The sequence below is a fragment of the Salinibacterium sp. 10G20-15 genome (assembly GCF_057365065.1).
On sequence record NZ_CP195118.1, the window covers coordinates 1,172,896 to 1,194,841 of the forward strand.

General features: G+C 62.5%; 24 protein-coding genes. 11 read left to right on the plus strand and 13 right to left on the minus strand.

The genetic code is table 11. From position 1 onward, the window contains the following. The 6 genes from ACR3YK_RS05650 (at position 1) to ACR3YK_RS05675 (ending at position 5,551) form a co-directional block, all read left to right on the plus strand. Positions 1 to 1,077, plus strand: coding sequence for a Gfo/Idh/MocA family protein (locus ACR3YK_RS05650; protein WP_486176228.1), 1,077 nt, complete (start codon positions 1 to 3; stop codon positions 1,075 to 1,077). Beyond that, positions 1,064 to 1,744, plus strand: coding sequence for a hypothetical protein (locus ACR3YK_RS05655; RefSeq protein WP_486176229.1), 681 nt, complete (start codon positions 1,064 to 1,066; stop codon positions 1,742 to 1,744). The genes ACR3YK_RS05650 and ACR3YK_RS05655 overlap by 14 nt, the downstream gene beginning before the upstream one ends. Beyond that, positions 1,699 to 3,030, plus strand: a complete 1,332-nt coding sequence (locus tag ACR3YK_RS05660; protein ID WP_486176230.1) for an MBL fold metallo-hydrolase — start codon at positions 1,699 to 1,701, stop codon at positions 3,028 to 3,030. The genes ACR3YK_RS05655 and ACR3YK_RS05660 overlap by 46 nt, the downstream gene beginning before the upstream one ends. Continuing rightward, a complete protein-coding gene (locus tag ACR3YK_RS05665; RefSeq protein WP_486176231.1) occupies positions 3,027 to 3,902 on the plus strand; it encodes an SMP-30/gluconolactonase/LRE family protein in 876 nt (291 codons plus the stop codon). Before ACR3YK_RS05660 ends, ACR3YK_RS05665 begins: the two co-directional genes overlap by 4 nt. Beyond that, on the plus strand, positions 3,880 to 4,716 hold the full coding sequence (locus tag ACR3YK_RS05670; RefSeq protein WP_486176232.1) for an IclR family transcriptional regulator: 837 nt from the start codon (positions 3,880 to 3,882) through the stop codon (positions 4,714 to 4,716). The genes ACR3YK_RS05665 and ACR3YK_RS05670 overlap by 23 nt, the downstream gene beginning before the upstream one ends. A 70-nt stretch (positions 4,717 to 4,786) precedes the next feature. Further along, positions 4,787 to 5,551 (plus strand): SGNH/GDSL hydrolase family protein, encoded by a 765-nt coding sequence (locus ACR3YK_RS05675; RefSeq protein WP_486176233.1) that lies wholly within the window; start codon positions 4,787 to 4,789, stop codon positions 5,549 to 5,551. Positions 5,552 to 5,664: 113 nt separating this feature from the next. Here the strand turns inward: ACR3YK_RS05675 and ACR3YK_RS05680 are convergent, their stop codons facing one another. The 4 genes from ACR3YK_RS05680 to ACR3YK_RS05695 form a co-directional block, all read right to left on the minus strand. After that, positions 5,665 to 6,342 carry an ABC transporter ATP-binding protein gene (locus tag ACR3YK_RS05680; RefSeq protein WP_486176234.1) on the minus strand — a complete coding sequence of 226 codons (678 nt, stop codon included), beginning with the start codon at positions 6,340 to 6,342 and terminating at the stop codon, positions 5,665 to 5,667. A gap of 4 nt (positions 6,343 to 6,346) precedes the next feature. Continuing rightward, positions 6,347 to 7,354 (minus strand): hypothetical protein, encoded by a 1,008-nt coding sequence (locus ACR3YK_RS05685; protein WP_486176235.1) that lies wholly within the window; start codon positions 7,352 to 7,354, stop codon positions 6,347 to 6,349. Positions 7,355 to 7,415: 61 nt separating this feature from the next. Continuing rightward, complete coding sequence (locus ACR3YK_RS05690) at positions 7,416 to 8,447, minus strand: hypothetical protein (RefSeq protein ID WP_486176236.1); 1,032 nt, start codon at positions 8,445 to 8,447, stop codon at positions 7,416 to 7,418. Positions 8,448 to 8,460: 13 nt separating this feature from the next. Further along, entirely contained in the window at positions 8,461 to 8,832 is a 372-nt protein-coding gene (locus ACR3YK_RS05695; RefSeq protein WP_486176237.1) for a hypothetical protein, read from the minus strand. A gap of 147 nt (positions 8,833 to 8,979) precedes the next feature. Here ACR3YK_RS05695 and ACR3YK_RS05700 point away from each other — a divergent pair, with 147 nt between their 5' ends. Both ACR3YK_RS05700 and ACR3YK_RS05705 read left to right on the plus strand, forming a co-directional pair. Continuing rightward, positions 8,980 to 9,618, plus strand: a complete 639-nt coding sequence (locus tag ACR3YK_RS05700) for a response regulator transcription factor (RefSeq protein ID WP_486176238.1) — start codon at positions 8,980 to 8,982, stop codon at positions 9,616 to 9,618. Then, entirely contained in the window at positions 9,615 to 10,688 is a 1,074-nt protein-coding gene (locus tag ACR3YK_RS05705; protein WP_486176239.1) for a sensor histidine kinase, read from the plus strand. Before ACR3YK_RS05700 ends, ACR3YK_RS05705 begins: the two co-directional genes overlap by 4 nt. A gap of 188 nt (positions 10,689 to 10,876) precedes the next feature. On the opposite strand, the gene ACR3YK_RS05710 is transcribed toward ACR3YK_RS05705, so the two are convergent. Both ACR3YK_RS05710 and ACR3YK_RS05715 read right to left on the minus strand, forming a co-directional pair. Then, positions 10,877 to 11,494 (minus strand): bifunctional 4-hydroxy-2-oxoglutarate aldolase/2-dehydro-3-deoxy-phosphogluconate aldolase, encoded by a 618-nt coding sequence (locus ACR3YK_RS05710; protein ID WP_486176240.1) that lies wholly within the window; start codon positions 11,492 to 11,494, stop codon positions 10,877 to 10,879. Positions 11,495 to 11,551: 57 nt separating this feature from the next. Continuing rightward, entirely contained in the window at positions 11,552 to 12,460 is a 909-nt protein-coding gene (locus tag ACR3YK_RS05715; RefSeq protein WP_486176241.1) for a sugar kinase, read from the minus strand. A gap of 87 nt (positions 12,461 to 12,547) precedes the next feature. On the opposite strand from ACR3YK_RS05715, the gene ACR3YK_RS05720 reads away from it, so the two are divergent. Genes ACR3YK_RS05720 through ACR3YK_RS05730 form a run of 3 tightly spaced genes read left to right on the plus strand, consistent with a single transcriptional unit; the run spans position 12,548 to position 14,808 of the window. Next, complete coding sequence (locus ACR3YK_RS05720; protein ID WP_486176242.1) at positions 12,548 to 13,285, plus strand: IclR family transcriptional regulator; 738 nt, start codon at positions 12,548 to 12,550, stop codon at positions 13,283 to 13,285. A 37-nt stretch (positions 13,286 to 13,322) separates the two neighbouring features. Next, positions 13,323 to 13,514 carry a hypothetical protein gene (locus ACR3YK_RS05725; RefSeq protein ID WP_486176243.1) on the plus strand — a complete coding sequence of 64 codons (192 nt, stop codon included), beginning with the start codon at positions 13,323 to 13,325 and terminating at the stop codon, positions 13,512 to 13,514. A 7-nt stretch (positions 13,515 to 13,521) separates the two neighbouring features. After that, a complete protein-coding gene (locus ACR3YK_RS05730; protein WP_486176244.1) occupies positions 13,522 to 14,808 on the plus strand; it encodes an MFS transporter in 1,287 nt (428 codons plus the stop codon). A gap of 59 nt (positions 14,809 to 14,867) precedes the next feature. Here the strand turns inward: ACR3YK_RS05730 and ACR3YK_RS05735 are convergent, their stop codons facing one another. The 7 genes from ACR3YK_RS05735 to ACR3YK_RS05765 form a co-directional block, all read right to left on the minus strand. Further along, positions 14,868 to 15,635 (minus strand): DNA alkylation repair protein, encoded by a 768-nt coding sequence (locus tag ACR3YK_RS05735; RefSeq protein WP_486176245.1) that lies wholly within the window; start codon positions 15,633 to 15,635, stop codon positions 14,868 to 14,870. 44 nt (positions 15,636 to 15,679) lie between these two features. After that, positions 15,680 to 16,708, minus strand: a complete 1,029-nt coding sequence (gene mgrA / locus ACR3YK_RS05740) for an L-glyceraldehyde 3-phosphate reductase (RefSeq protein WP_486176246.1) — start codon at positions 16,706 to 16,708, stop codon at positions 15,680 to 15,682. Positions 16,709 to 16,766: 58 nt separating this feature from the next. Continuing rightward, positions 16,767 to 17,540, minus strand: coding sequence for a lysophospholipid acyltransferase family protein (locus ACR3YK_RS05745; RefSeq protein WP_486176247.1), 774 nt, complete (start codon positions 17,538 to 17,540; stop codon positions 16,767 to 16,769). Positions 17,541 to 17,624: 84 nt separating this feature from the next. Next, positions 17,625 to 18,794: an ABC transporter ATP-binding protein gene (locus tag ACR3YK_RS05750; protein WP_486176248.1), complete on the minus strand. Its 1,170-nt coding sequence runs from the start codon at positions 18,792 to 18,794 to the stop codon at positions 17,625 to 17,627. Continuing rightward, positions 18,791 to 19,678 (minus strand): ABC transporter permease, encoded by an 888-nt coding sequence (locus ACR3YK_RS05755; protein ID WP_486176249.1) that lies wholly within the window; start codon positions 19,676 to 19,678, stop codon positions 18,791 to 18,793. Before ACR3YK_RS05755 ends, ACR3YK_RS05750 begins: the two co-directional genes overlap by 4 nt. Next, positions 19,675 to 20,544 carry an ABC transporter permease gene (locus ACR3YK_RS05760; RefSeq protein ID WP_486176250.1) on the minus strand — a complete coding sequence of 290 codons (870 nt, stop codon included), beginning with the start codon at positions 20,542 to 20,544 and terminating at the stop codon, positions 19,675 to 19,677. Before ACR3YK_RS05760 ends, ACR3YK_RS05755 begins: the two co-directional genes overlap by 4 nt. After that, a complete protein-coding gene (locus tag ACR3YK_RS05765) occupies positions 20,541 to 21,830 on the minus strand; it encodes an ABC transporter substrate-binding protein (protein ID WP_486176251.1) in 1,290 nt (429 codons plus the stop codon). Before ACR3YK_RS05765 ends, ACR3YK_RS05760 begins: the two co-directional genes overlap by 4 nt. Positions 21,831 to 21,946 lie beyond the last annotated feature (116 nt).

Consider the following 21,946-nt stretch of genomic DNA (forward strand, 5'->3'; position numbering starts at 1 on the left):
ATGATCGCCTCAAATGCACGCACCACGGAACTAGGACTAGGGCTCGTGAGCTTGTGGTTCTCGCATGCCACCGAGATTGCTGATCGGGCTACGAGCCTCGACGGTGTCAAAGTGCGTGCCGGCTGGGACTCCAACGCCGAGCGAGGCCGCACATATTGTGACGCGCTTGGCGTCCCCTTCATCGATGACCTTGACGTCTTGCTCGCGAGGGACGACATCCACGCGGTTGCCCTGTGCGGCCCGGCACACCAACAGGCGTCGCTCGCGTTGCGTGCAATCGCTGCAGGCAAGCATGTGATCGTCGAAAAGCCGATGGCGACATCCGCAGCGGAAGCCGAGCGAGTGGCACAGGCGGCCCGAGAACGTGGAGTTCAGGTAATGCCCGCGTTCAACCTCCGTTTCAACCCCGCAGCGGAGTACCTCAAATCGGTCGTGGACTCTGGTGTTCTGGGGCGCATCACCCGGGTACGCCGTCTTCATGGGCACTTCGATTATGAGGACGTCGATTACGACGCAGCTCGGATCTGGGCTGGCTGGCGTGAAGGGGCAAGTGAGCTTGCTCTCGGTTCCATTTTTCACTCGGGCTCCCACGCCGCACTGTGGTTCGACTGGATGTTCGGAATGCCCTCCTCGGTGCAAGCACGAGCGTGGAAAACTACGCCGGGGCTGGATGTCGAAGATAATGCGACCGTATTGCTCACCTACCCCGACTTTGTGGCATCCATGGAGACCAGCGAGACCCTAGTGGTGCAGCAGGCGGTCACCGAGATTCAGGGGACTGAGGGTGCAATCTTTCAGCTCCGTGGTGACTTGCCGGCGGTCCGCTCTCGCGGCCAATCGTCGAGTCCAATTCTTCAGTTCGATAAGAAGCGTGGCTGGTTTACGCCTGATTTGCCGACAGGGTTCATTCGACACGAGCCCGAGTACTCCAGTGCTGGTCGTTTCTTGATGGCACTGCTCAATGACGAAGAGGTGCCGACGACAGTGGAGTCGGGCGCCCGTTCGATCGCCATTCTTGAGGCTGCGCGTGAATCCGCGGCCACCGGTCAGGAGGTGGTGCTTGATGCCTTCGCCTAACGAGAGCGAGACGAGCATCGATTCCGAGCTCGTGTTGCCGCCACGGTTTCGCCACGACGCGGATATCGACGCCGCGATCGCACTACTCGCCGCCGGCAAGATCGGTGGGCTGCGGACGATTGCCGTCACCATCGGCTGTGGGTCGCGGAGCGACAGCGCGTGGGAGCGCGGTCGATCCGCCCCTGAGACATCGATCGCCGCCGCTGCGGCTGCGCTCGAACTTGTTTCAGCCCTTGCTGGCACTAGCGCGGTGGACGTTCTCTCCGTGCAACTGGATGAAGCTACGGGGAGCATCGTGGGCACGGTCGGAGAGAGTGCTCACTTTCTGATTGATGTGATCCCGGCGGCCACCATTCCCGAAACCGACATTGCCGTGACTGTGTCAGGAGACAAGGGGCGCATCGCTCTGAGGATGCCGGGAGCCCCTGATGACCTGATGGTGCGATCGACAGGGGACGTGGGCTGGAGTTTTCCGCCCCTGCGAACGAGCAAACCCAATGCAGCTCAGCCCCATAGTGCAACAGCGGCGGGCGAACTGTTGGCTGCACACGAGGCGCTTCACGATCCGCAACGAGCGATCGCCATCCACGACTACACCCTTGCCATTGCTCGATATACCGAATGCGTACTGAACGCCAACGAACGCTGGAAGGCACCACAGCAATGATGGTTTTAGAGATTGACCTGCAGTCATCAGATGATGACGCACTGCGAGAGATGTTCACCGAACACTACGTGCCTGCGTTGCGTCGTCAACCTGGGTTTGTGGATGCCGAACTCATTCGAGCCTTCGATCCGTCACGCATGGCGCAGATTGATGGGCTCGCGACAGCGCACTCGCACGAACTCCGGCTGCGCTTTATCTCGGAGGATGCCCGACTCGCGTGGGTTTCTTCCGAGGATCACGGTGCAGCCTGGAAGGCTCTCATTGCAACGGCAGTTCCACAGGGACACCGCGCCTCGGAGGTGCTCGATGTTCAGGCGGCCGATGAAAACCGCGCGACGGTCGAGGAGCCTGCCACGCTTGAGGCCTACCTCAACGATGCGCAATTGGTCCGCAGCATTCCCGTCGAGTTGCGCAGTCGAGAACTCAGCAGCCGGCAGCCGATGGACGACGCCGAACTAGTGGTCTGGATTGGAGGCAGCGGAACCCCCAAGATTTCGCACAGCCGCTCTGGCCCATCAGTGGTCTGCGGGATCGGTGAGTCTACCGTCGTCATCGATTGCGGCAACGGCACCCCTCAGATGCTCTCCCGCCTCGCACGTGATCCAGCCCGATTGACCCATGTCTTCATCACCCATCTGCATATGGACCACGTCGCTGATCTGGCCCATCTCATCCTCAGCCCGTGGGTCATGATGGAGAAGCGAGCGGTTCCGCTCCACATTGTGGGGCCTGCCGGTACTCAGGAGTTCGTCGATCGTTTGCTGAGCGCCTATGACTATGACGTGCGCGTTCGATTGCCCCACGGCTTTGATCCTGGAGCATTGGCGCCACGGGTTTCGGAAGTCGGCGATGGTGCTGAGGTCATGGTCGACGGAGTGCTATTTACGGCATTCTCGGTAAACCACCAACCGGTCACTCATGCGCTCGGCTACCGTCTGGAGGTTGAGAACGGCGGTAGCAGCTCTCGCGTTGTCGTCTCCGGCGACACAACGCCGACTACCAACTTGGTCGAGTATGCGCAGGGAGCCGATGTGCTCATCCATGAAGCGCTGATGCCCGGCTTTGGGATCCCGAGCTATCACACGAGTGTGGATGATGCGGCCGACCTTGCAACGGCCTGCCGTGCCAAGCGACTAGTGCTCACGCATTTGTTGCCGGGCCACCTCCCTGACGAGCAATGGCTTGAACGAGTGCGCCCGCGTTTCAGCGGAGAAGCCGCAGTTGCGTGGGACGGCCTCAAAGTTTTCGATACATCAGTTGCTGACACCTCAGAGGAGAACAAATGACATCGCTTGTTGACGCCGGCATCATTGCCCGGGGAGCCGAACGCGAGCAGCTTCTCACCGGGTTCATGTTTCTTGAAGGACCCGTCTGGGACACCAGCACCAATCGACTGATCTTCAGTGACATTCCCGGTAATGCCATGTACACGTGGTCGGCGGCGCAGGGAGCCACCGTCTTCCGGAAACCCAGCAACATGGCAAACGGCAACGCTCTCGACCACGAGGGGCGATTGGTCAGTTGCCACCACGCGATCAGCAGTGTCTCGCGCACTGAAGTAGACGGAAGTGTCACCATTCTTGCCTCGCACTACTCCGGGGCAGAACTCAATAGCCCAAACGATGTTGTCGTCGGCCCCGACGGCGCCATCTATTTCACCGATCCGACGTATGGGCGCCAGGCCTACTTCGGAGTTCCTCGGGAACCCCAACTCAACTTTCGTGGGCTCTACCGCATCGATACCGAGGGGGTACTCAGCCTTCTTGCTGACGATTTCGATCAACCGAACGGACTGTGTTTCACTCCCGACGGCGCGCTGCTGGTGTGTGACACAGAGCGCTCACACATCCGACGCTTTGATGTCTCTGAGTCGGATGCCGTAACGGGCGGAGAAGTCTGGGCCACTATTGGCGGAGAGGGAGAAGGTGCTCCCGACGGGCTAAAGTGTGATCGTCGGGGCAATGTCTACTGCACTGGGCCCGGCGGAGTACACGTCTTCGACGCCGCAGCGACGTGGTTGGGGGTCGTTAATGTGCCGGAGATCTGCGCCAACTTCACATTCGGTGGTACAGATGGTGCAACAATGTTTCTTACAGCCTCCACGAGTCTTTATTCAATCAGGATGGTAGCCGAGGATGACCATAGCGAACACAAGTGATGACCGTCACAACGGTAACGCGAGTAAGGGCCTAGCCAAAGGCCTTGATCTCGTACAAATCGTTGCTGATGCACTTGTGACAGAGATGAGTCTCGCTGACCTCTCTCGAGCGGCCGGAATGCCCAAACCGACAGTCCACCGTCTCGCTACGGCGCTTGTCGATTTCGGCTTGTTGTCTCTCACCGAGTCAGGCGCATATCGGCTCGGCGTGCGTACGCTCACGTGGGGCACCACGTTTCTTGAGCGCGTTGACCTTCGGGATATCGCGAAACCGCACCTCGTCACGCTCGCACAATTTTCTTCAGAGAGCGTTCATCTGGGAATCCGGGAGCGCACTCGTGTGGTGTACATCGACAAGATCGAAAGCAGTCAGTTGGTGCGCATGGCCTCGCGTGTTGGTTCAGTGAGCCCCATGTATTGCACAGGCATTGGAAAGATCTTTTTGGCCCACGGCGAGGACCTCGTCGACGATGTGTTCGCAGAAAACCCCGAACAACGCACCGAGAAAACCATCACCAACATTGATGACATGCGTCGTGAGATTGACACGATCCGCGCCCAAGGGTTCTCTGTCGACGACGTTGAAAATGAGCTGGGCATTCGGTGCACGGCAGCACCAATCCTCAACCACCTTGGCGAGTGTGTTGCCGGCATCAGCATCGCGGGCCCGGCATTTCGCATGACCATCGAGAAAGTCGACGAAGTCGCCCCTGAGTTGTTGCGCACAGCGGAGAATATTTCGCGTGCGCTCGGTTACGGCGGCGTCTTCCCGCCCGTCGAGTTCTCGCTCAGTCCGCAAGAGGCGAGCGGGTAACGCGATTCGTGGCATTGCCACGTCGTAGTCTGGGGACGCACCGCGTCGCCGTTCGGAAAGTAGAAACCGCATGACTCACCAGTTCTCTAGCTACGTCGCCATCGGAGATAGCTTCACTGAGGGCGTCGGAGATGAACTGCCGGATGGGCGGGTGCGCGGTTGGGCCGACCAAGTGGCGCTGGGGCTCGCGCTCGCCTCGCCCGACCCGGTTTCCTACGCCAACCTCGCCATTCGCGGCCGGCTTTTGGCGCCCATTGCGGGGGAGCAGTTGCAGGCGGCTGTTGCCCTCCGGCCTCAGCTGATGAGCATTAACGGTGGCGGAAACGACATTATGCGCCCCAAGGTTTCGCTGGAATCGATCACCGACCAGCTGCTGGCCGCTGTTGACACGGCTACGGCCAGCGGCATCCACGTTCTCTTGCTGAGTGGGGGAAACCCGAGCAAACACTTGCCGTTCGGATCAGTAATGGCGACGCGCGGCGACCGCTTGGCTCACGAGGTGATGTCGCGGGCGTCGAAAGACAACGTGACCTTCGTGAACAACTGGGCCGATCAGGAGTTGACCAAACTCCAGTATTGGTCGGTCGACAAACTGCACCTCAACGCGCGCGGTCATGCTCGCGTTGCTAGCAACGTGCTGTCGGCACTCGAGATTCCGGTGCCAGATTTTGCTGCGGATGAGGGGCCAGCGGATGACGCCCGCCCCCGCACCGCGGCCTACTGGCGTGAATACGTGCTCCCTTGGATCGGCCGCCGTCTTACCGGTCGTTCCTCGGGCGACAACCGCGAACCCAAGAGCGCGACGTTGCAGCCTGTGGAGATCGTGGGGCGCTAGTGCTTAGCAGCGCGGCGAGGCTCGGCAACTGGCTCTCATCAGTGAGTGCCGAACCGACCGCAACGACCTTCGCGCCCGTAGCGAGAGCCATCGCCTATCGGTGAAAACCCTAGTTACGAGTCGGTTAGTCGCCCATCGTGCATCAGAACCACACGGTCGCACCGTTCGGCGACCCGGGGGTCGTGGGTGGCGACAAGAAGAGCTCCGCCACGCTCTCGCACCGCGAGAAGAAGATCGATGATCCCTTGTCCGGTTGCCGAGTCGAGTGCCGCTGTCGGCTCATCGGCGAGCAAGATCTTCGGATCGTTAACAATCGCACGCGCAACGGCGACCCGCTGACGCTCGCCCCCCGAGAGAGCACGCGGGCGTGCGTCGATCGCCCAAGGCAGACCGACCAGCTCCAAAGCGGACTGCACTCGCCTCCGACGCTCACCCCGCGTCCTCCGCATCTGCGAGTAGTCGAGGGGGATGGCGACGTTGTCGCGGACTCGCTCGACATCGATGATGGCGTAGTCCTGCTGGATGTAGCCGAACGTTGCGTTTCTCAGGCGAGCGCGCCCTCTCTCGGTGGTCGGTGCCGGAATGCCAAGCACCTCTACTATTCCTGAGTTGGGGCGGGAAAGCAGGCCGAGGAGTGCCAAGAGTGATGACTTTCCGCACCCTGAAGGGCCCATTAGTGCCACCGCTTCGCCCGCTTCAACCCTGAGCGTCGACTCCACGACACCGGCGACTCGGTGATCGTCGCTTCCATACAACTTGCTAACTGCTGAGGCCTTCAGGAGCGTGGTCATCGTGCTACCTTTCCACGGGATCGTGCGCGAGAATTCGGGCTGCGGACGCCACCGTCATGATCACGACAGCGCCGACGAGCAGGGTGACAAGCCCTACGGCGGCGGTCCGAACCGAGCCGCCGACCACTGTCACGAGCAGCAGTGCGGCGATGGGCACGGCGAACACGCTGGCGAAGAATCCTCCGACCCTCAGAACGACGGCTCCTGGTGGCGCCCCATAAATACGGCGGATCGCAAAGGCATTTCGGTTGCGGGAAAAGATGCTCGCGGCGACCAGCCACATTGCCAACAGTGCGAGCGAGAGGAAGGCGACGAGTCCGATGACGTACATCATCGACCTGATCATGATGTCCCGGAAACGGCTGGGCTGGTCGGCGTTTACGTCGCGCGGAACAAGAAATAGGCCCTCAGCTACCGCTCTGGTGAGGTACTGGTCTACCACCGTAGCGTCTGGTGCGAGCAGCACGGCTTTCATCAGGATCTCTTCGCGCTCATAGGCGTCGAATTGCGTCAGGTTGGCGGCGGGCACGCGAAGCACGATCTTGCTGTCGAGTTGCAGGCCTGCGACGTTCGGGTCGAGGAGCGTAGCGGAAGGCGCGAGGGTGTCGAAACGACTAAAGCTCTCGCCCGCAAATTGGACGTCAGGGATGAATCTTCCGTCAAGCTCGGCGCCCCGCATTGCGCAGGGGGCGGGCGAACATAGTCCAAGCCCAGGAAACAACGCGAGTACAGCATCCCCCACCAACACCACGACCGAGGTGCCATCTGCGGAGTTGGGGTCGTCGACCTGAACATTCGACACGACTATGGAGTATGCGTCGCCGTTGGCAATCTCAACGCCTAGTTCGTCCATCGTCTCGTCCGAGATGGTGCTCACTTGGGAGGAGGTGTAGTACGGCGTAAAGGTGACGGCGTGATTCGCGCGAAGAGCAGCGCCACCTTGCAGCACTTGGGTCTGGGAGATCACATCCGAAAGGATGAAGCTTGACAGTACCCCCGCGATTGTCACCATCCCCGCAATCGCGACCAGTCCCGGCCACGAGCGAGCCGCGAGTCGGACGCCACCTCCCGCATCACCGCGCACGACGGGAACTCCGGGTCATTCCTGCCACTGATCCGATGACTGCGGCCGCCCAGAGCAGCGTCGAGATGAGCATCGAAAGTATCACTGCGAATGCGAGTGTGGTGAGTTCGGCGGGCGAGAGCCCTTGCGCGCCGATGATCCTGGTCGACGCCCCAGTGATCGCCACTCCGACCACGCTTCCGGCGAGGAGCGCCGGAATTGTGCGGCCCCACCAGCGCACTACGAGCGCGCCTCCCGTTGCCCCGTGGATCCGACGGATCTCGGCCTCATTGTGGCGTCCGAGGGTGATCAGAATGATCGCGCCGCCGGCGCACAGAGCGCCGGCGGCGAGGAAGGCGGCGGTCACATTCACGAGCGAGTTGTGCGTCACATCTGACAGAGTCGTTCGCGGCTGTGTGCCCTGCACTTGCATGCCGGCGCGACTCAGGGAGTCCTCGATTTTCGAGATGAGCGCGGGGTCGGTCGATCCGAGAACATAGCTTCCCACGGCCACCGGAGACCCGGCGAGGGGACGGATAAATTGAAGGTCGCCGACGGGCGTGCCCGGATCGACCGCCCCAATGACGCGGGCTCCATTTGGCAGCAACGACACCTTGGCATCGTTCGTCCATTGGCGGGCCGAGAAACTCGAGCGGATGACATAGACGTCACCGGGTGTGGCGGAGCTGAGCCCCCGCGCCCACGGCAATCGATCGCCCGAGTCGTCGATTAGCAGCTCTGGAACTCCGTCGCCGACGGACGCGACAACGAGACTCACGTGCGCTTCGTGCAGCGCCGCGATGATCTCGTCGCTTGCCTGAGAGTTCGCGGTGGAGGCGACCGCTTCCGGCCCGATCGTGGTGCTGAAGACCGTCGTGGCTCCTGGGAGTCCATAAACCGACTGTTCCCGATCTCCCACTGACCAGAAGACGGCCCAGCAGAAGAAAGCGACGAGAACCGCGATGAATCCACTCATGGCGAACGAACGCATCGATTGGCCCTTTCCGCGCATCGCGAGGCGGGTGGCGGATCGCTCCGCCACCCGCCCTCGTCTTTTAGAAGTAGAGGATTCCGTAGTAGTAGCGGGTCACGTACGGGTCGCCCCACAGCACTGAATCCCACACCTGATCTTGGCGGGACCGCACGGTCGATGACGTGGCCGAGGTCGCCGACGAGGTGTACAGCCGACCGGTGTCCAATGAGGGCCCGGCATCTCTAATGAAGCGCTGGTATCCCGGCTTCGCGTGACGGCCGCTGTCGTAGTAGGAGGCCTGAATCTGTACATAGCCATTGACCAAGATTCCGCCTACCCCGCTTTCCCAGGACTTGCCGTAGTTTGACCCAGCGGCTACCGCAGGGGTAACCGTCGCGGCGACGATCGCGATCGCGGCGACAGTCGCGACCACAGCCTTCTTTGTTGACATCATTTTTCTTTTCGCATCATGCTTGGACTCAGCGCCAGGTTTATTCGTTGGTGAATAAAGCACAAATTACAAGAGGACCGGTTCGAAGTCTCGGTTTGTGTCCAATATGTGCCTTTCGGCACATACGGTCTGCCGGTATCGTGTGTGGTCATGGATGCATTCGCCGCGAAGCGTTCTCGACCCCGAAACCACGCCGGACTGCGGGTGCTGATCGCGGACGACCACGCCTTGTTCCGTGAGGGGCTCTGTGAAATTGTCGGGAAGTCACCGGAGGTAGCGCAGGTCGCCGAGGCAATCGATGGCGACGATTGCCTGGAAATCGCGGCAAGCTGGCAGCCGGACGTAGTGTTGCTCGACGTCAGCATTCCCGGCCCCCACGCTTCGGTCGTAGTGCGACGTTTGCGCCGGGTCGTCCCTGCGGTTCGAATTCTCGTTCTGACGATGTTCACCGACAGGCTCCTCGAGAAGCAACTACTGGCCAACGGTGCCGATCTATTCCTAAGTAAGTCCATGCCAAGCGCTCAGCTCATCTCATTGCTCAAAACCGGTGCTGGGCCAGACCCTGCGGTGCCCGCCGCCGCCGTTTCACCGCTTTCGCCACGGGAGGGCGAGATCCTGCTGCAACTTGCTGAGGCGCGCAGCACTCGGGATATCGCGGCGAGCTTATGCATTTCTGAGGGAACGGTGAAGCGGCACGTCGGGTCGATACTCTCGAAGCTCGACGCCCGCACGCGCATGCAAGCCGTGCTCGCCGGCCGACGGTTGGGAATCCTCGAGGACGCTCGATGAGTCAATCCGAGAAGCCGGCAGTTCGTGCGGCAGCTGCCGCAAAGGTGCTTGGTGCTGTATTGAAGGCCCTGACGGAGGCACTGCGAGAACGCGGAAGTCCCCTGGTTGGTGAGGCTGGGCTCGATCCATCTCTCGAGGTACAAACCGTCTCCATCGTATATGAGACGCTCGCAAATGCGCGCGATGACGAGGCCCCCGTGCCCTTGGTGGGGTTCGAGTACGGGGCGCCTGAAACTCTCGCTCGGCACGGGCGTTTGGTGGCTATGCGCGGCGTCGACCCTTCCCAGCCGCTGATGGCTGCTGAGATTCTCTTCGGGGTAGCCCTGCCGATCATCGTTGAACACTTGACGCGCGAAAGTGACGTGCCTGATGACATCAGAGTGTCGCTGGCACTGCACGCCGCGATCTGGCGACGGTTCCCGCCGGGAGCGATTGCCTACGTCGAGGTGATGCGGGAGCAGATCGAGCGTGCGCATATCGAGTCCCAGCTGCGGATGAGTCGAGAGCTTCACGATCGTTTCACGCACGGGATCGCGGCAGCGATCCTTCGCGTCGATCTTGCGCAGTCCGAGACCGATTCTGATTTGGTCAATGGGCATCTCGATCGTGCTCGTTCCTCACTGACTACGGTCGTCGAGGACATGCGGGAGCTTGCTTTCGATCTTCGACAGTTGGTAGGTGACGGTGAGTTGACGACCGCCATCGACCGCTATGCAGACCAGGCAGGACTGACGCCCGAGCAGATCAATGTCGTCCATTCGGGTGTGAGCCGAACTCTGCCGGTTTTTGTGAAAGAGCAGTGTTTCGCGATCGCCATCGAGGGGATCCGTAACGCCATGCAGCATGGTGGGGCTAATGGAGTCGAGATCGAGGTCGAGGTCGCTTGGACTGAGGTTGAGTTAGTAATCGCGGTTCGCGGTCCGGGCGCCGACAAGGGGGTGCCGATGGTTCGCTTACGGGGGCTCGGCTTACCGGGGCTCACTGAGCGTGCTGAGAGCATCGCGTCCGAGGTGCGTTTCGTTCAGGATGCGACGAGGACCGAGCTGACATTGGTTGTCCCGTTCGCGTAAGAAGGTCGATGCTCAATCTCGGTGTTGCCGAGGCCATAACCGTCGTCGGGAAGTATTGTGATCCACTCTGGGGGGTGAATCGAATCGGTCTCGCTTCTCCCGGGGCCGGTCGAGCTTGGGGTGGTCGGCGTAATCACGTAAAGCGAACTAGCGACAAAACCGCGCTCGATGTCGGTTCTGCTGGTGGGCTAGCCGCGGGCGGCAAGCAGCTCAGCGAGGCGCGGCAACTGGGTTTCATCGGCGAGTGCCGAACCGACCGCAACGACCTTGGCGCCTGCGGTGAGGTATTCGCCGGCGTTGCCCGCATCCATTCCGCCGGTCGCGACGAAACGCATCGCGGGGAACGGTCCGCGCATGGCGCCAAACCAGCCGGTGCCCAAGAGTGATGCCGGGAAAGCCTTCACCCAGGTAAGCCCAGCAGTCTGCGCGGCCTGAACTTCAGTTGCGGTCGCGACGCCAGGAAGCGGCGGCATGCCTGCTTCGAACGAGGCGCGAACGACGTCGAGGTCGAAGCCGGGGCTCACGGTGAATGCTGCTCCGGCATCCGCTGCTTGACGCACGTGCTCGAGAGTGACGACGGTTCCGGCGCCGACTGACTTGCCGAGCTCTTTGCCCGCAGCAACAACGGCGCGCAGCGCTTCAACATCTTCGTCGCTCTGGATGGGTACTTCGACGGAGTCGATGCCGAGTTCCCACGCGGTGCGCGCCAGAGCAACACTGCGCTCGACACCGAAGCCGCGAAGGATCGCCATGAGGGGCTGACCGTCGAAGAGCGGGTCGAGCGATGCGTTAGAGATCTGAGCCATGAGAGAGCCTTTCAGAAGCGAGCGACAGTGAGGAGGGAGGAGTTGGTGGAGTAAAAGTTAGAGCGTGGGGAGGTCGGTGGTGGATTTCAAGACCAGCGCTGCGCGATCGTGGCCGAGGCTCAAGCGCTGCTCGGGGGAAAGCCCGGTGAGGTAGCCGCTGAGGTAACCAGCTGCGAAAGCATCTCCGGCACCGACGGCTTCGACGACATCCACCTTGTGGGCAGGTTCGAACACGTGACCATCCGCGTTGAATTCGGTGGCACCGACGTCGCCGTCTTTGATCACGAGAAAGTCAGGATCGCCGAGTAGCGCGCGCACTTCTTCGGGAGTCGTGGTGCCCCAGAGCACTGCGGCTTCATCGAGACCGACAAGCACGATGTTCGCACGACGGGCGAGAGCGAGCAGCGTGGGGCCGGCTTCGGCGACCGGCCAGAGCGCTGCACGGTAGTTCACGTCAAAACTGACGACAGTGTCGCTCTGCTGAGCGCGATCGAGCACTGACTCAATGAGCGCGGCACAGGTGGCCGAGAGTGACGGCGTGATCCCCGAGATGTGAGTGATAGCAGCCTGGTCAAAAGGAACCTCGGCGAGATCATCCGGTGTCATGGCCGATGCAGCAGAACCCGCGCGATAGTAGGTCACACCGTTGCCGGGATCTTTGAAGTAGAAGCCGGTGGGGGCATCCGCGCGAAACTTGACGAGGCTGGTGTCGACGCCGCGTTCGCGAAGCTGCCGTTCGACACGGCGACCGAACGGGTCGGTGCCGAGGTGGCTTGCCCAGGCGGCGTGGTGGCCGAGAGCCGAGAGATGTACGGCCACATTCGATTCCGCCCCGCCCGTTTCGAGACGGAAGAGTTCGGCGGTTTCGAGAGGCTCGGCGACCGTGGGTGTGATGAGCACCATCGTTTCGCCAATCGCAATAATCTCCGGTTGGGTTGTCGTCTGCACGCTTCCACTATCGACCATGTGCGCATTCTGTGCAACACTGTTGCATATAATGCAACATGCGGGCGGGGCGAAGCTCTGCCCGTGCAGCGATGAGAGGGAGCCCGGATGTCGCAGAGCGTTCGTCGTGCAGCACGCATCGTCGATTCAATCGCCCGTCGCCCGGCGAGTGTCGGTGAGCTCGCCGAAGAGTTCGGAGTGCACCGCTCCACAATGTTCCGCGAAGTGCAGTCGCTCGAAGAGGTCGGCTACCTGCGCAAGCGAAAGAACGGCGAGTATGTGCTCGGCCTGCACCTCATCGCACTCGCCCATCAGGCATCCGACAGCCTTGATCTGCGGGAGATCGCGCACGACCGCCTGTTAAAACTTCATCGCACGGTCGGCAACACTATCCACCTCGCCGCCCTCGTTGACCACAGCATTGTGTATGTCGACAAGGTCGAAGACACCAGCGGAGTGCGCATGTACTCGCGCATTGGCAGCCCAGCGCGCCCCTACTGCAGCGGCGTCGGCAAAACAATTCTGGCCGAACTGCCCACCAGCGATCGGGATGCCATTCTTGCCGGCGTCGTCTGGGAGAAGTACACCGAGAACACGGTGGCGTCTCGCCCAGAACTGGATGCCGAACTCACCACCGTTGCTGCGCGCGGTTGGGCGGTTGACGACGGCGAATTCGAAGACTTCGTGAACTGCGTCGCCGTGCCCATCCACGGACCAGCCGGTGTAGTGGGCGCGCTCTCGATCACCGCGATCCGGATGGCGGCCGACCTGAACGCGCTCAAGGCGCACCTGCCGCTGTTGCATTCAGTCGCCCGCGACATCTCGACGGAGCTCGGCGCAGCCTGAACGGAACTTTTCTCGCTTATTCGCCTAGGGTTGCAGCATGGCCGCCATCACCACGCTCCTCTATCGCCTCGGCGCGATGGCAGCGAACATCGCGCAGAGCGTTTTGCAAGCCAATGGCGGCGGCAACGGTGATCCCCAAGTCTTCGACGAGACGTCGAAGCGCGCCACGAAGCCTGTCGTGACCGCTGCGGAAGAGCCCGAGGATTCCGAGAAGCGGCACGACCGGTAGTCGATCGATGACCAGCGAAGCGCGATTTCTCGTCAGTAGAAACTTTGCGTTGCTGTGGGTCGCTCAAGCCACCTCTTCGTTCGGTGAGTTCATTCTCGGAGCGACCGTGACGGTGTGGGTTGTACTCGACCTGGCTAAGGGTGATCCGCTACTTCCCACTTACGTGGCTGCCGTGGTGATTGCGTCATCAGCCCCGCGACTTTTTGTGGCGCCGTTCGCCGGGGTATGGGTAGATCGGTGGAGTGCCAAGCCCACCATGATCAAGGCCGACCTGATGCGTGCCGTCCTGATAGCTCCGGTCATTGTTCTCGCAGCGACCACGCCCAGTAGAGGACTGATGATCGGCTCGTTGCTCTGTCTGCTCGTGTGCATCTCGGTGCTTTCGCAGTTCTTCAATCCAGCACGAGCGGCCCTCATGCACGTAGTGATCCCGGTTTCGCGGCGCGTAGATGCGTCGAGCAAGAGCATGTTCGCAAGCCTGGGTGTCGCGAGCATCGCGGCTGCGCTTGGCCCCACGTTGTTTGCGCTCTACGGCGCCATCCCTGCGCTCACGACAACCATGCTGACCTTTTTGGTGTCGGCGCTAGTCATAACCCAAACGAGAAAGCTCGCGGTGGTACCGGTTTCCGATCCCGAGATCACGGCGTTCTGGTCTCGCTTTCGAAACGGGCTCGCAACGGCATGGCGAGTGCGATCGGTACGGCTTGTGATCGTGGGTGTTGGCCTCTACGGCGTCGCGTTGGGAATCAACAACGCCGTGTTGTCGCTCTTCGCGCTCGAAACGCTTCAGCTCAGCGCCGCGCAGTATGGCATCGTTGCTGCGACATTCTCGGTCGGCGGGCTCATTGGCGCTGTCTTCGCCATCCCACTTCTGCGTAAGCTCGGAAGTGAACGGCTCTTCCCGATCGCGATTGTTCTACTCGGCTTGAGTTATTTCGGCTACGCCTTTACCCGTGACTTCTGGTCGGCATCACTACTGATGCTGCTTTCCGGAATCGCGTTTGCCGTCTATGTGGTGGCGCAGGGTCCCATTCTGCAGGCCGCCACCCCGCCCGGATTCATGGGGCGCATCACCGCAGTGAGCGTGCCTATTCTTGGACTTTCTTCAACGCTGGCGACGATAGTCACGTCGCAGCTTCTCTCGTGGGTTTCGTTCCGTGCTTCTGCTGCGGGAGCGAGCTTGGACTCTCGAGCGTATGCAGTAGCTATTGCGGTAGGTGCAGCGGTGCTGTGCATCGGCGGCACGGCCATGGCTGTGGGCTCGCGACAGAAGTCGCGGGGGTCGACGCCGTAGGCGTCGTCGCCGGACGAGAACAGCGCGGAGGTTTTACCGAATGACTGACCGGATCATCGCTAAGCGAGCGAAGCGCGCACGCGGTCGCGCTCTGGCTGCGGTAGGCGTTCCGTGGCGCGACGGATGGCGGGCCGCGGCATGCTCGCGGCGTGCGTCTCAAGAAACGCGAGTACGGCATCCGGATGCACGGCCAGCAGTTCGCGCAGCACCCAACCGAGCGCGTTCGAGACGGTTTCGCGCCGGTCGCCCGTGCAGTTGGCGAGCACACGAAGGCTGGGCTCGATCGGCAGGAAGACGGCGTTCTTGCCGCTGTAGTGGATGAGGCTCACCATCGCGATGCGGCGCTGCCATTCGTTGTCGGAGCGGCTCCACTCCTCGAGCGTCGGGAACACGAGTTCTGGCTGGTCGGCCAGCGCGAACGAATACAGTCGGGCAAGTTCGTCGGCATGAGCCCAGTTGTCAATGCGCTCGATCCAGCCCACGGCGGTGCTCCAGAGCCCGGCGCTGTCGTCGGGAGTCCAGGAGCGCGAACCGATCCGTCGCCGATAGAAATCGAGTGCCGCAAACATCACGTCGCCGTTGTTGGTCAGGTTCCAGATCTCGTCCCACGCAGCGAGGACGGATGCCGAATCCTGGCCGGTGAACGAGAAACCAGCGGCGCCTCGGCGGCGTCGGTCGGGCGTGCGCAGACCGAAGTACTCGAACTCGGAGCGACGATCAGCCCGCACGAGTTCACCCCGTTCAGGCGAGATGCCAGTTTCGCGGGCGAGCGCGGCAAGCGCGCCGAGTACTTCGTCGTGGTATTGCTGCGCCGTGGGAGAGCTCACGCTTCACCCTCCCACAGCGACTGCGGCTGTTGTGCGGTGGCGGCTTAGGAAACCGCGCTCGATGCTGCCCACAGGTTGATGCCGGCATCCTTGGCGTGCTCGTCGATTGCAGCCAGTTCAGCATCCTCGAAAGTAAGGTTCTGAACCGCGGCAAGGTTCTGTTCGAGCTGCGTCACGCTTGAGGCGCCGATGAGGGCCGAGGTGACACGGTCGTTGCGCAGTGCCCACGAGATGGCGAGCTGGGCGAGTGACTGGCCTCGCCCCGAAGCGATCTCGTTGAGCGCCTTTACGCGACCGAGCGTTTCGTCGTTGAGCATTCCCGACTTGAGCGAGCCACCCTTGGCTGCGCGCGAGTCGGCGGGAATCTCACCGAGGTAGCGGTCGGTGAGTAGACCCTGGGCGAGCGGCGAGAAGGCAATAACGCCGAGGCCGAGTTCGTCGACGGTGTCGAGAAGGTCGGCTTCGATCCACCGGTTGAACATCGAATACGAGGGCTGGTGGATGACCAGCGGCGTTCCGAGGTCATTCATGATTCGCACGGCTTCGCGCGTGAGTTCGGGGGAGTAGCTCGAGATTCCCGCATAGAGTGCGCGGCCCGACGTGACGGCAGTGTGCAGGGCACCCATCGTCTCCTCCAGAGGAGTGTCGGGGTCGGCACGGTGAGAGTAGAAGATGTCAACGTAGTCGAGACCAAGGCGGTTGAGGGACTGGTCGAGGCTTGCAAGCAAGTACTTGCGCGATCCCATCACACCGTACGGGCCCGGCCACATGTCGTAGCCAGCCTTGCTCGAGATGATCATCTCGTCGCGGTACGGGCGGAAGTCTTCGCGCAGAATCTGGCCGAAGTTCGACTCCGCAGAACCGGCGGGAGGGCCGTAGTTGTTGGCGAGGTCGAAGTGGGTGACGCCGAGATCGAAAGCGCGGCGCAGGATGGCGCGCTGGGTGGCGATCGGCTTGTCATCCCCAAAGTTCTGCCAGAGTCCCAGCGAGACGGCGGGCAACTTCAGGCCACTACGCCCCACACGGCGGTAGGGCATCGGTTCGTAACGGGCATCATCAGCGACATAAACCATGTGCTCATGCTGCCACGACTTGGTGTGAACCAAAGTCAGGAACGCGCAGCGAGTGTCGTTACTTGGCCTTGCGTGCAGCTTCCGCTCGGCGCAGATCGCGGGCGGCATCGGCCGCTGCCGCTTCTTCTGGAGTGGGCGCGGTGCCACCCAGGTGGCGCGGGAACCACCATTGGCCTGCTCCCTCGACGGGATACGACTTCTGCGCGGTTTCGAGCAGGCCTTCCATTGTGGTCTTGAGCTTCGCGGTCGCCTCGATGGCGTCGTCCGTCGGGGCTACCGTGATCGGCTCACCCACGACCATCACAACAGGAACATTCGTGCGCTCACTCAGCGTGATCTTGCGGTTCTTCGTGAGAAGACGCTGGCCGCCCCACAGAACGAGGGGCACAAGAGGTACGCCCGCTTCGGCGGCAAGTCGTACCGCCCCCGTCTTGAAGTCGCGAATCGTGTACGACGCGCTCACGCCGGCTTCGGGAAAGACACCGATGAGTTCGCCCGACTTCAACGCCTTCACCGCAGCCGCGTAGGCCGAGGCTCCCGCCTTCATATCAACGGGGATGTGTTTCATGTTGCGCATGAACGAGCCAACGATGGGTTTGTCGAACACGCTCTTCTTCGCCATGAAGCGGATGCGGCGGCGATTGTGCAGCCACAAAGCCCACTCGACGAGGGCGAATTCGAGATACCCGAAGTGCGTCATCGCAATGACGGCGCCGCCCGAGTCCGGCAGATTCTCGGCGCCGATGACGGTGCGACGAACGCGGAGAGCACCGAACATGGCACGGCCCGCACCGATCGCAGCCGTATAGATCGGCTCGTTTCGGTACTTCATGGTTCCACCATAGGAGCACCGTATGGGAGTTTGCCGCCGAGGCTGACTGAGCTCGAACCCGAGCTACTGCGACGGGCTAAGCCCTCAGTTCGCCGGGACAGCCCAGAGCGCTTCGCACGGCAGGCTCACGGTAACGAGATCACCGACCGAAAGCGGATGCCCGGGGGCTGCCTCGGTGTACACCTCGGCATCCGCGACCTGCACGATGATCTCGCGGCGCGGGCCCCGCTGAACGGTGGACGTGACGACACCGTGCAGTTCGCGCGGGCCGAAGCGTTGGCACGCGGCAGCATCGGCGTGACGGGTGGCGAGAGCGTCAGCATCCGCCCCGCTCGTGGGTTGGCGCAGGGTGGAGGTGACGGCTTCATGGCGAAAGACGAGCGTGGCGGGGCCGGATGCGACATCGCCGTCGAGCGCGACGTCGCCGAGAGCAGAACGGTGCACGCCATTCTCGATCGTGCCCGCGAAGGCGTTCTTGCCGCCCAGCAACCGGGCGACCGCGAGGGAGGCGGGGCGATGAAAGACGTGATCGACGGTGTCGTGCTGCAGCAGCTGCCCGTTCTCAAGAACGACGATGCGCTCGGCCATGGCGCTGGCCTCATCGCGGTCATGCGTTACGAACAGGATGGTCGGGTTCACGGCCTGGCGAATCTCGGCGATCATCGCGTGCATGTCATCTTTGAGCCCCGGATCGAGAGCGCTGAACGGTTCGTCGAGCAACAGCACCGAAGGCTTCGCGGCGAGCGCCCGGGCGACGGCAACCCGTTGCTGTTGGCCACCCGACAGCGAGTGCGGGGAGCGCCCACCAAACTCCGCCATGTGTACGAGTTCGAGGTGTTCGCGCGCACGGTCGCGCGCTTGCGCTCGGCTGAGACCCGCGGCACGATCGGCAAACGCAACGTTGTCGAGCACCGTCAAATGCGGGAAGAGCAGCGGGCGTTGAAAGACCATCGCAATGCCGCGCTCTTCGGGAAGCAGTGCCGTGACATCGCGACCGGCCAAGCGCACCCGGCCGCCATTGGCATCCTCGAGGCCCGCAATGATGCGCAAGATTGTGCTCTTACCTGAGCCACTCGGCCCGACGATGGCAGTGCTCGTGCCGGGCAGAATGTCGAGGTTCACGCCCTGCAGCGCCGCCGGCGATGTTGCCGAGTAGGTCTTTGTGACGCCGGTGAGCGTGATCGCCGAGGGTGCGGCTTCGGCGGCTACTGGCCCCGCGGCTGTTGGTGCTGCGGCTGTTGGTGTGGGGGTCATGACTGCTTCCCTGGATTGAGGTTGCGGGCACGCGAAACGAACGCGAGAAGGATAAGCGGCGGGAGCACCGCGGAGAGCGACAGCACAGCCACGCTCGACTCATTGCCGATGCCGGATGCACTGGAAGCGATGATTAGCGGCAAGGTGACCAGTTGCCCGCCACCCACCACCAGAGTGACGAGGTAATCGCTCCAACCGACCACAAACGCGAGGAACGCCGAGCGGGCCAACGCCGGCGCAATAAGCGGAAGGTGGATGCGCCACAGCGCGAACCGGGAGGTGGCACCGAGCGTGCGCGCGGCCTCATCGAAGCCGTCGTCGTAGGCGGCATACGCGACTCGCATCGAGAAAGTTGTGTACGGGATCGCCACGACCACGAGCACCAGAATCACCCCGAACTCGGGCGGCACCCACGCCCGCAACAGCACCACGTTGATGCCGAGAACGGCGGCGAACGGGGGAAGCAGCACCGGGGAGAAGAGCAGCACACTCACGAGCCGACCGAACGGCAGGGTGCGACGGGAGAGCGCGCGGGCCGCCATGGCTCCGAGGGGAGTGGCGATGGCAGCGACGATGAGCGAGAGCAGCAGCGAGTCACCAAAGGCAGTCACAGCACCATTCGCGAGGGCGGCGGTGAGACCATCCACCCCCAGCGTCATCGGCAGCAAGTCGGGCGCCGACCACGAGTTCGCGAACGACCACAGCACGAGCGGCAAGAACGGCAGCGCGAACCACAGCGACATGAGGGCGGTCGAGCCGATGCGCGCGGTGCGCATCACTCCCCGGGACTGCGAAAGGGGGCGGCCAGCGTCGCCCGGCATCCGGCGTTCGTGCTGAACCCGCTGCGCGCGATCGACGTCGACGTTGCTGGTGGAGAGAGTCATCGCCACGCTCGCATTCGTCGCAGTCCGAGCATCGCGGCGGCCACAACGACGGCCGTGAGCATGACGGTAATCACGCCAATGGCTGCTGCCTCTGGGCGAGCGGTAAGGCTTGCGGAGTTGAAGAGGCGCAGCGCCATGACCGAGAGCGGTTCGGGGTACGTCTGACCGAGCATCCACGCCACTTCATAGGAGCCAAGCGTGTACGCGAAAGCGATCGCGGATGCCACCAGCAGTGACGGTGCCGCCAACGGAAAGAGCACGAGTCGCAATCGCGCGAAACGGTGCGCGCCGAGAACGGCGGCGGTTTCGTCGTACGACGTGATGCGAGTGGCGAGGGTTCCGACGATGATGAGCGCGATGAAGGCCGACTCTTTCCACGCGTATTCGGCAATCACGGCGAACCAGGTGGGGCCAGCAACGAGCGCAGGCCACGCGTCGGGCGCGACCCCGAACAGTCGGGCGAGCACGCCGGAGTCGGAGAGCAGCAGCCCTACGGTTGCGGCGCCGACGAGGTGCGGAACCGTCACCGCTGCGGCACTCACGGCGGCGACGATGCGGCCGCCCCAGTTACCCGAAATGATCACGACGGCGGCGAAAAAACCGACGACCGCGGCGATGGCGGTGGAGACCACGGCGATCGAGAGGGAAAGCAACGCTGAGGTGAGCAGCTCATCGCTGTCGTCGAAGGCCGCCGTACTGAGCTCGGCGGAACCGACCAACGGCATGAGACCGAGGCTCTGCAGCAGAGTCGTGCCCACTCCACCGATCGCCACGAAGGCAACCGGGATGACCGCGGGCAGAACGAGCAGTGCCGCGCGCAGCTGGCGTCGCAGCGGTCGCACTGGTCGCGTCAGGGCTGCTGTCATTGACCCGCAGCGATCCGAGTGCGCCAGGCCTCGTCGAGGGCGGGAACCCACTCGGCAGAAAGCTCCGGGTTGGCGTTGCGCGACAGCACGTCAAAGCTCGGCACGATCGGTGATTGCGGCAGAGCGTCGAAGAGTTCGCGATCAGCGGCGGAGAGAGCATCCAGATCAAGAACGGTGAACTGACCCCACACCGCAGGGTCAGCCTTCGCGACCTGCTGCTCCACCGACAGGGCTTCGTTGGCGACAACCATGGCACCCGCGATGTTGCCCGAATTGCTGGGGATGCCGAAGAAGCTGGCGTTGCCGAGCGTGCCGTCCTCCACCGTCAGCACTCGCGTGGTGTCGGGCAGGGTGCCGTTCTCGACGAGGGCCGTGAGGGTCGCTGGGCCGTAGGTCATCATCATGTCGATCTCGCCGTCGGCGAAGAGCTTGGTGAGTTGTTCGGATGTCGCGGGGTAGGTGCTGCCTTCGCGCCACAGTGACGGGGCGAGCGCTTCCAACCGATCGAACAGCGCAGGGGATAACTCGTCGAACGCCTCATCACTGAACGTCGATGGCACATTCTCGTAGCCACCAGACTCGCTGTACAGCACCGACCGCAAGAAGGCCGAGCCCGTGAAGTCGGGAGCGGCAGGGTAGGTGAAGCGGCCGGGGTTAGCCTCGGCCCAATCGAGAATGCCGTCGACCGTCGTCGGCGGGTTCTCAACGTTTGCCGCGTTGTAAACGAAAGAGAACTGGGCCTTGTGCCAGGGGGCTTCGCAGCCGTCAACGGCTGTTCCGAAGTCTTCCGTGAGTAGCGGGTCGGTGGCGGAGACCGCGGTCATGTTGGGCAGCAGGTCGGTCCACTCGCAGAGCCAGGCATCCGCTTGCTTGCCGGTGCGAAAGTTGTCGCCGTTGATCCACACGAGGTCGACAGCGCCATCCGTGTTTCGGCCAGCCTGCAGCTCAGTAAAAACGCGATTGAGGGCATCCTTCGTGTCCGCGATCGGCACCCGTTCGAGCGTGACGCCCTGCGCCGCCGCGGCCGGAGCCAACACATCGTCAACGTAGGCGTTGCCCTGATCGTCACCGCCCCACATCCACAACTTCACGGTCTGACCGTCGGCAGCACCCTGTACGTCAGACCAGTCAGTGAACTCGAGACCCACCGGGGCTGGTGACGGTGCCGAGCACGCGGTGAGAACAACGGTGCTCGCTGCCGCGACCGAGAGAGCGGCAACAGCGCGGCGCCGTGCGCGCCCGGGGCGGAATGGAGTCATGAGGCGAAACTGCGACCAGGTGTGCACGCAAGTGCTCCTTAGAGTGTGAGGGCCAACAAGTAGGCTGCCCAGATGCCCGACGCAGCGCAGTCCCACATTAAGGGCGCACAACATCTCCCTTCAGTAAGCCACATCACAAACGA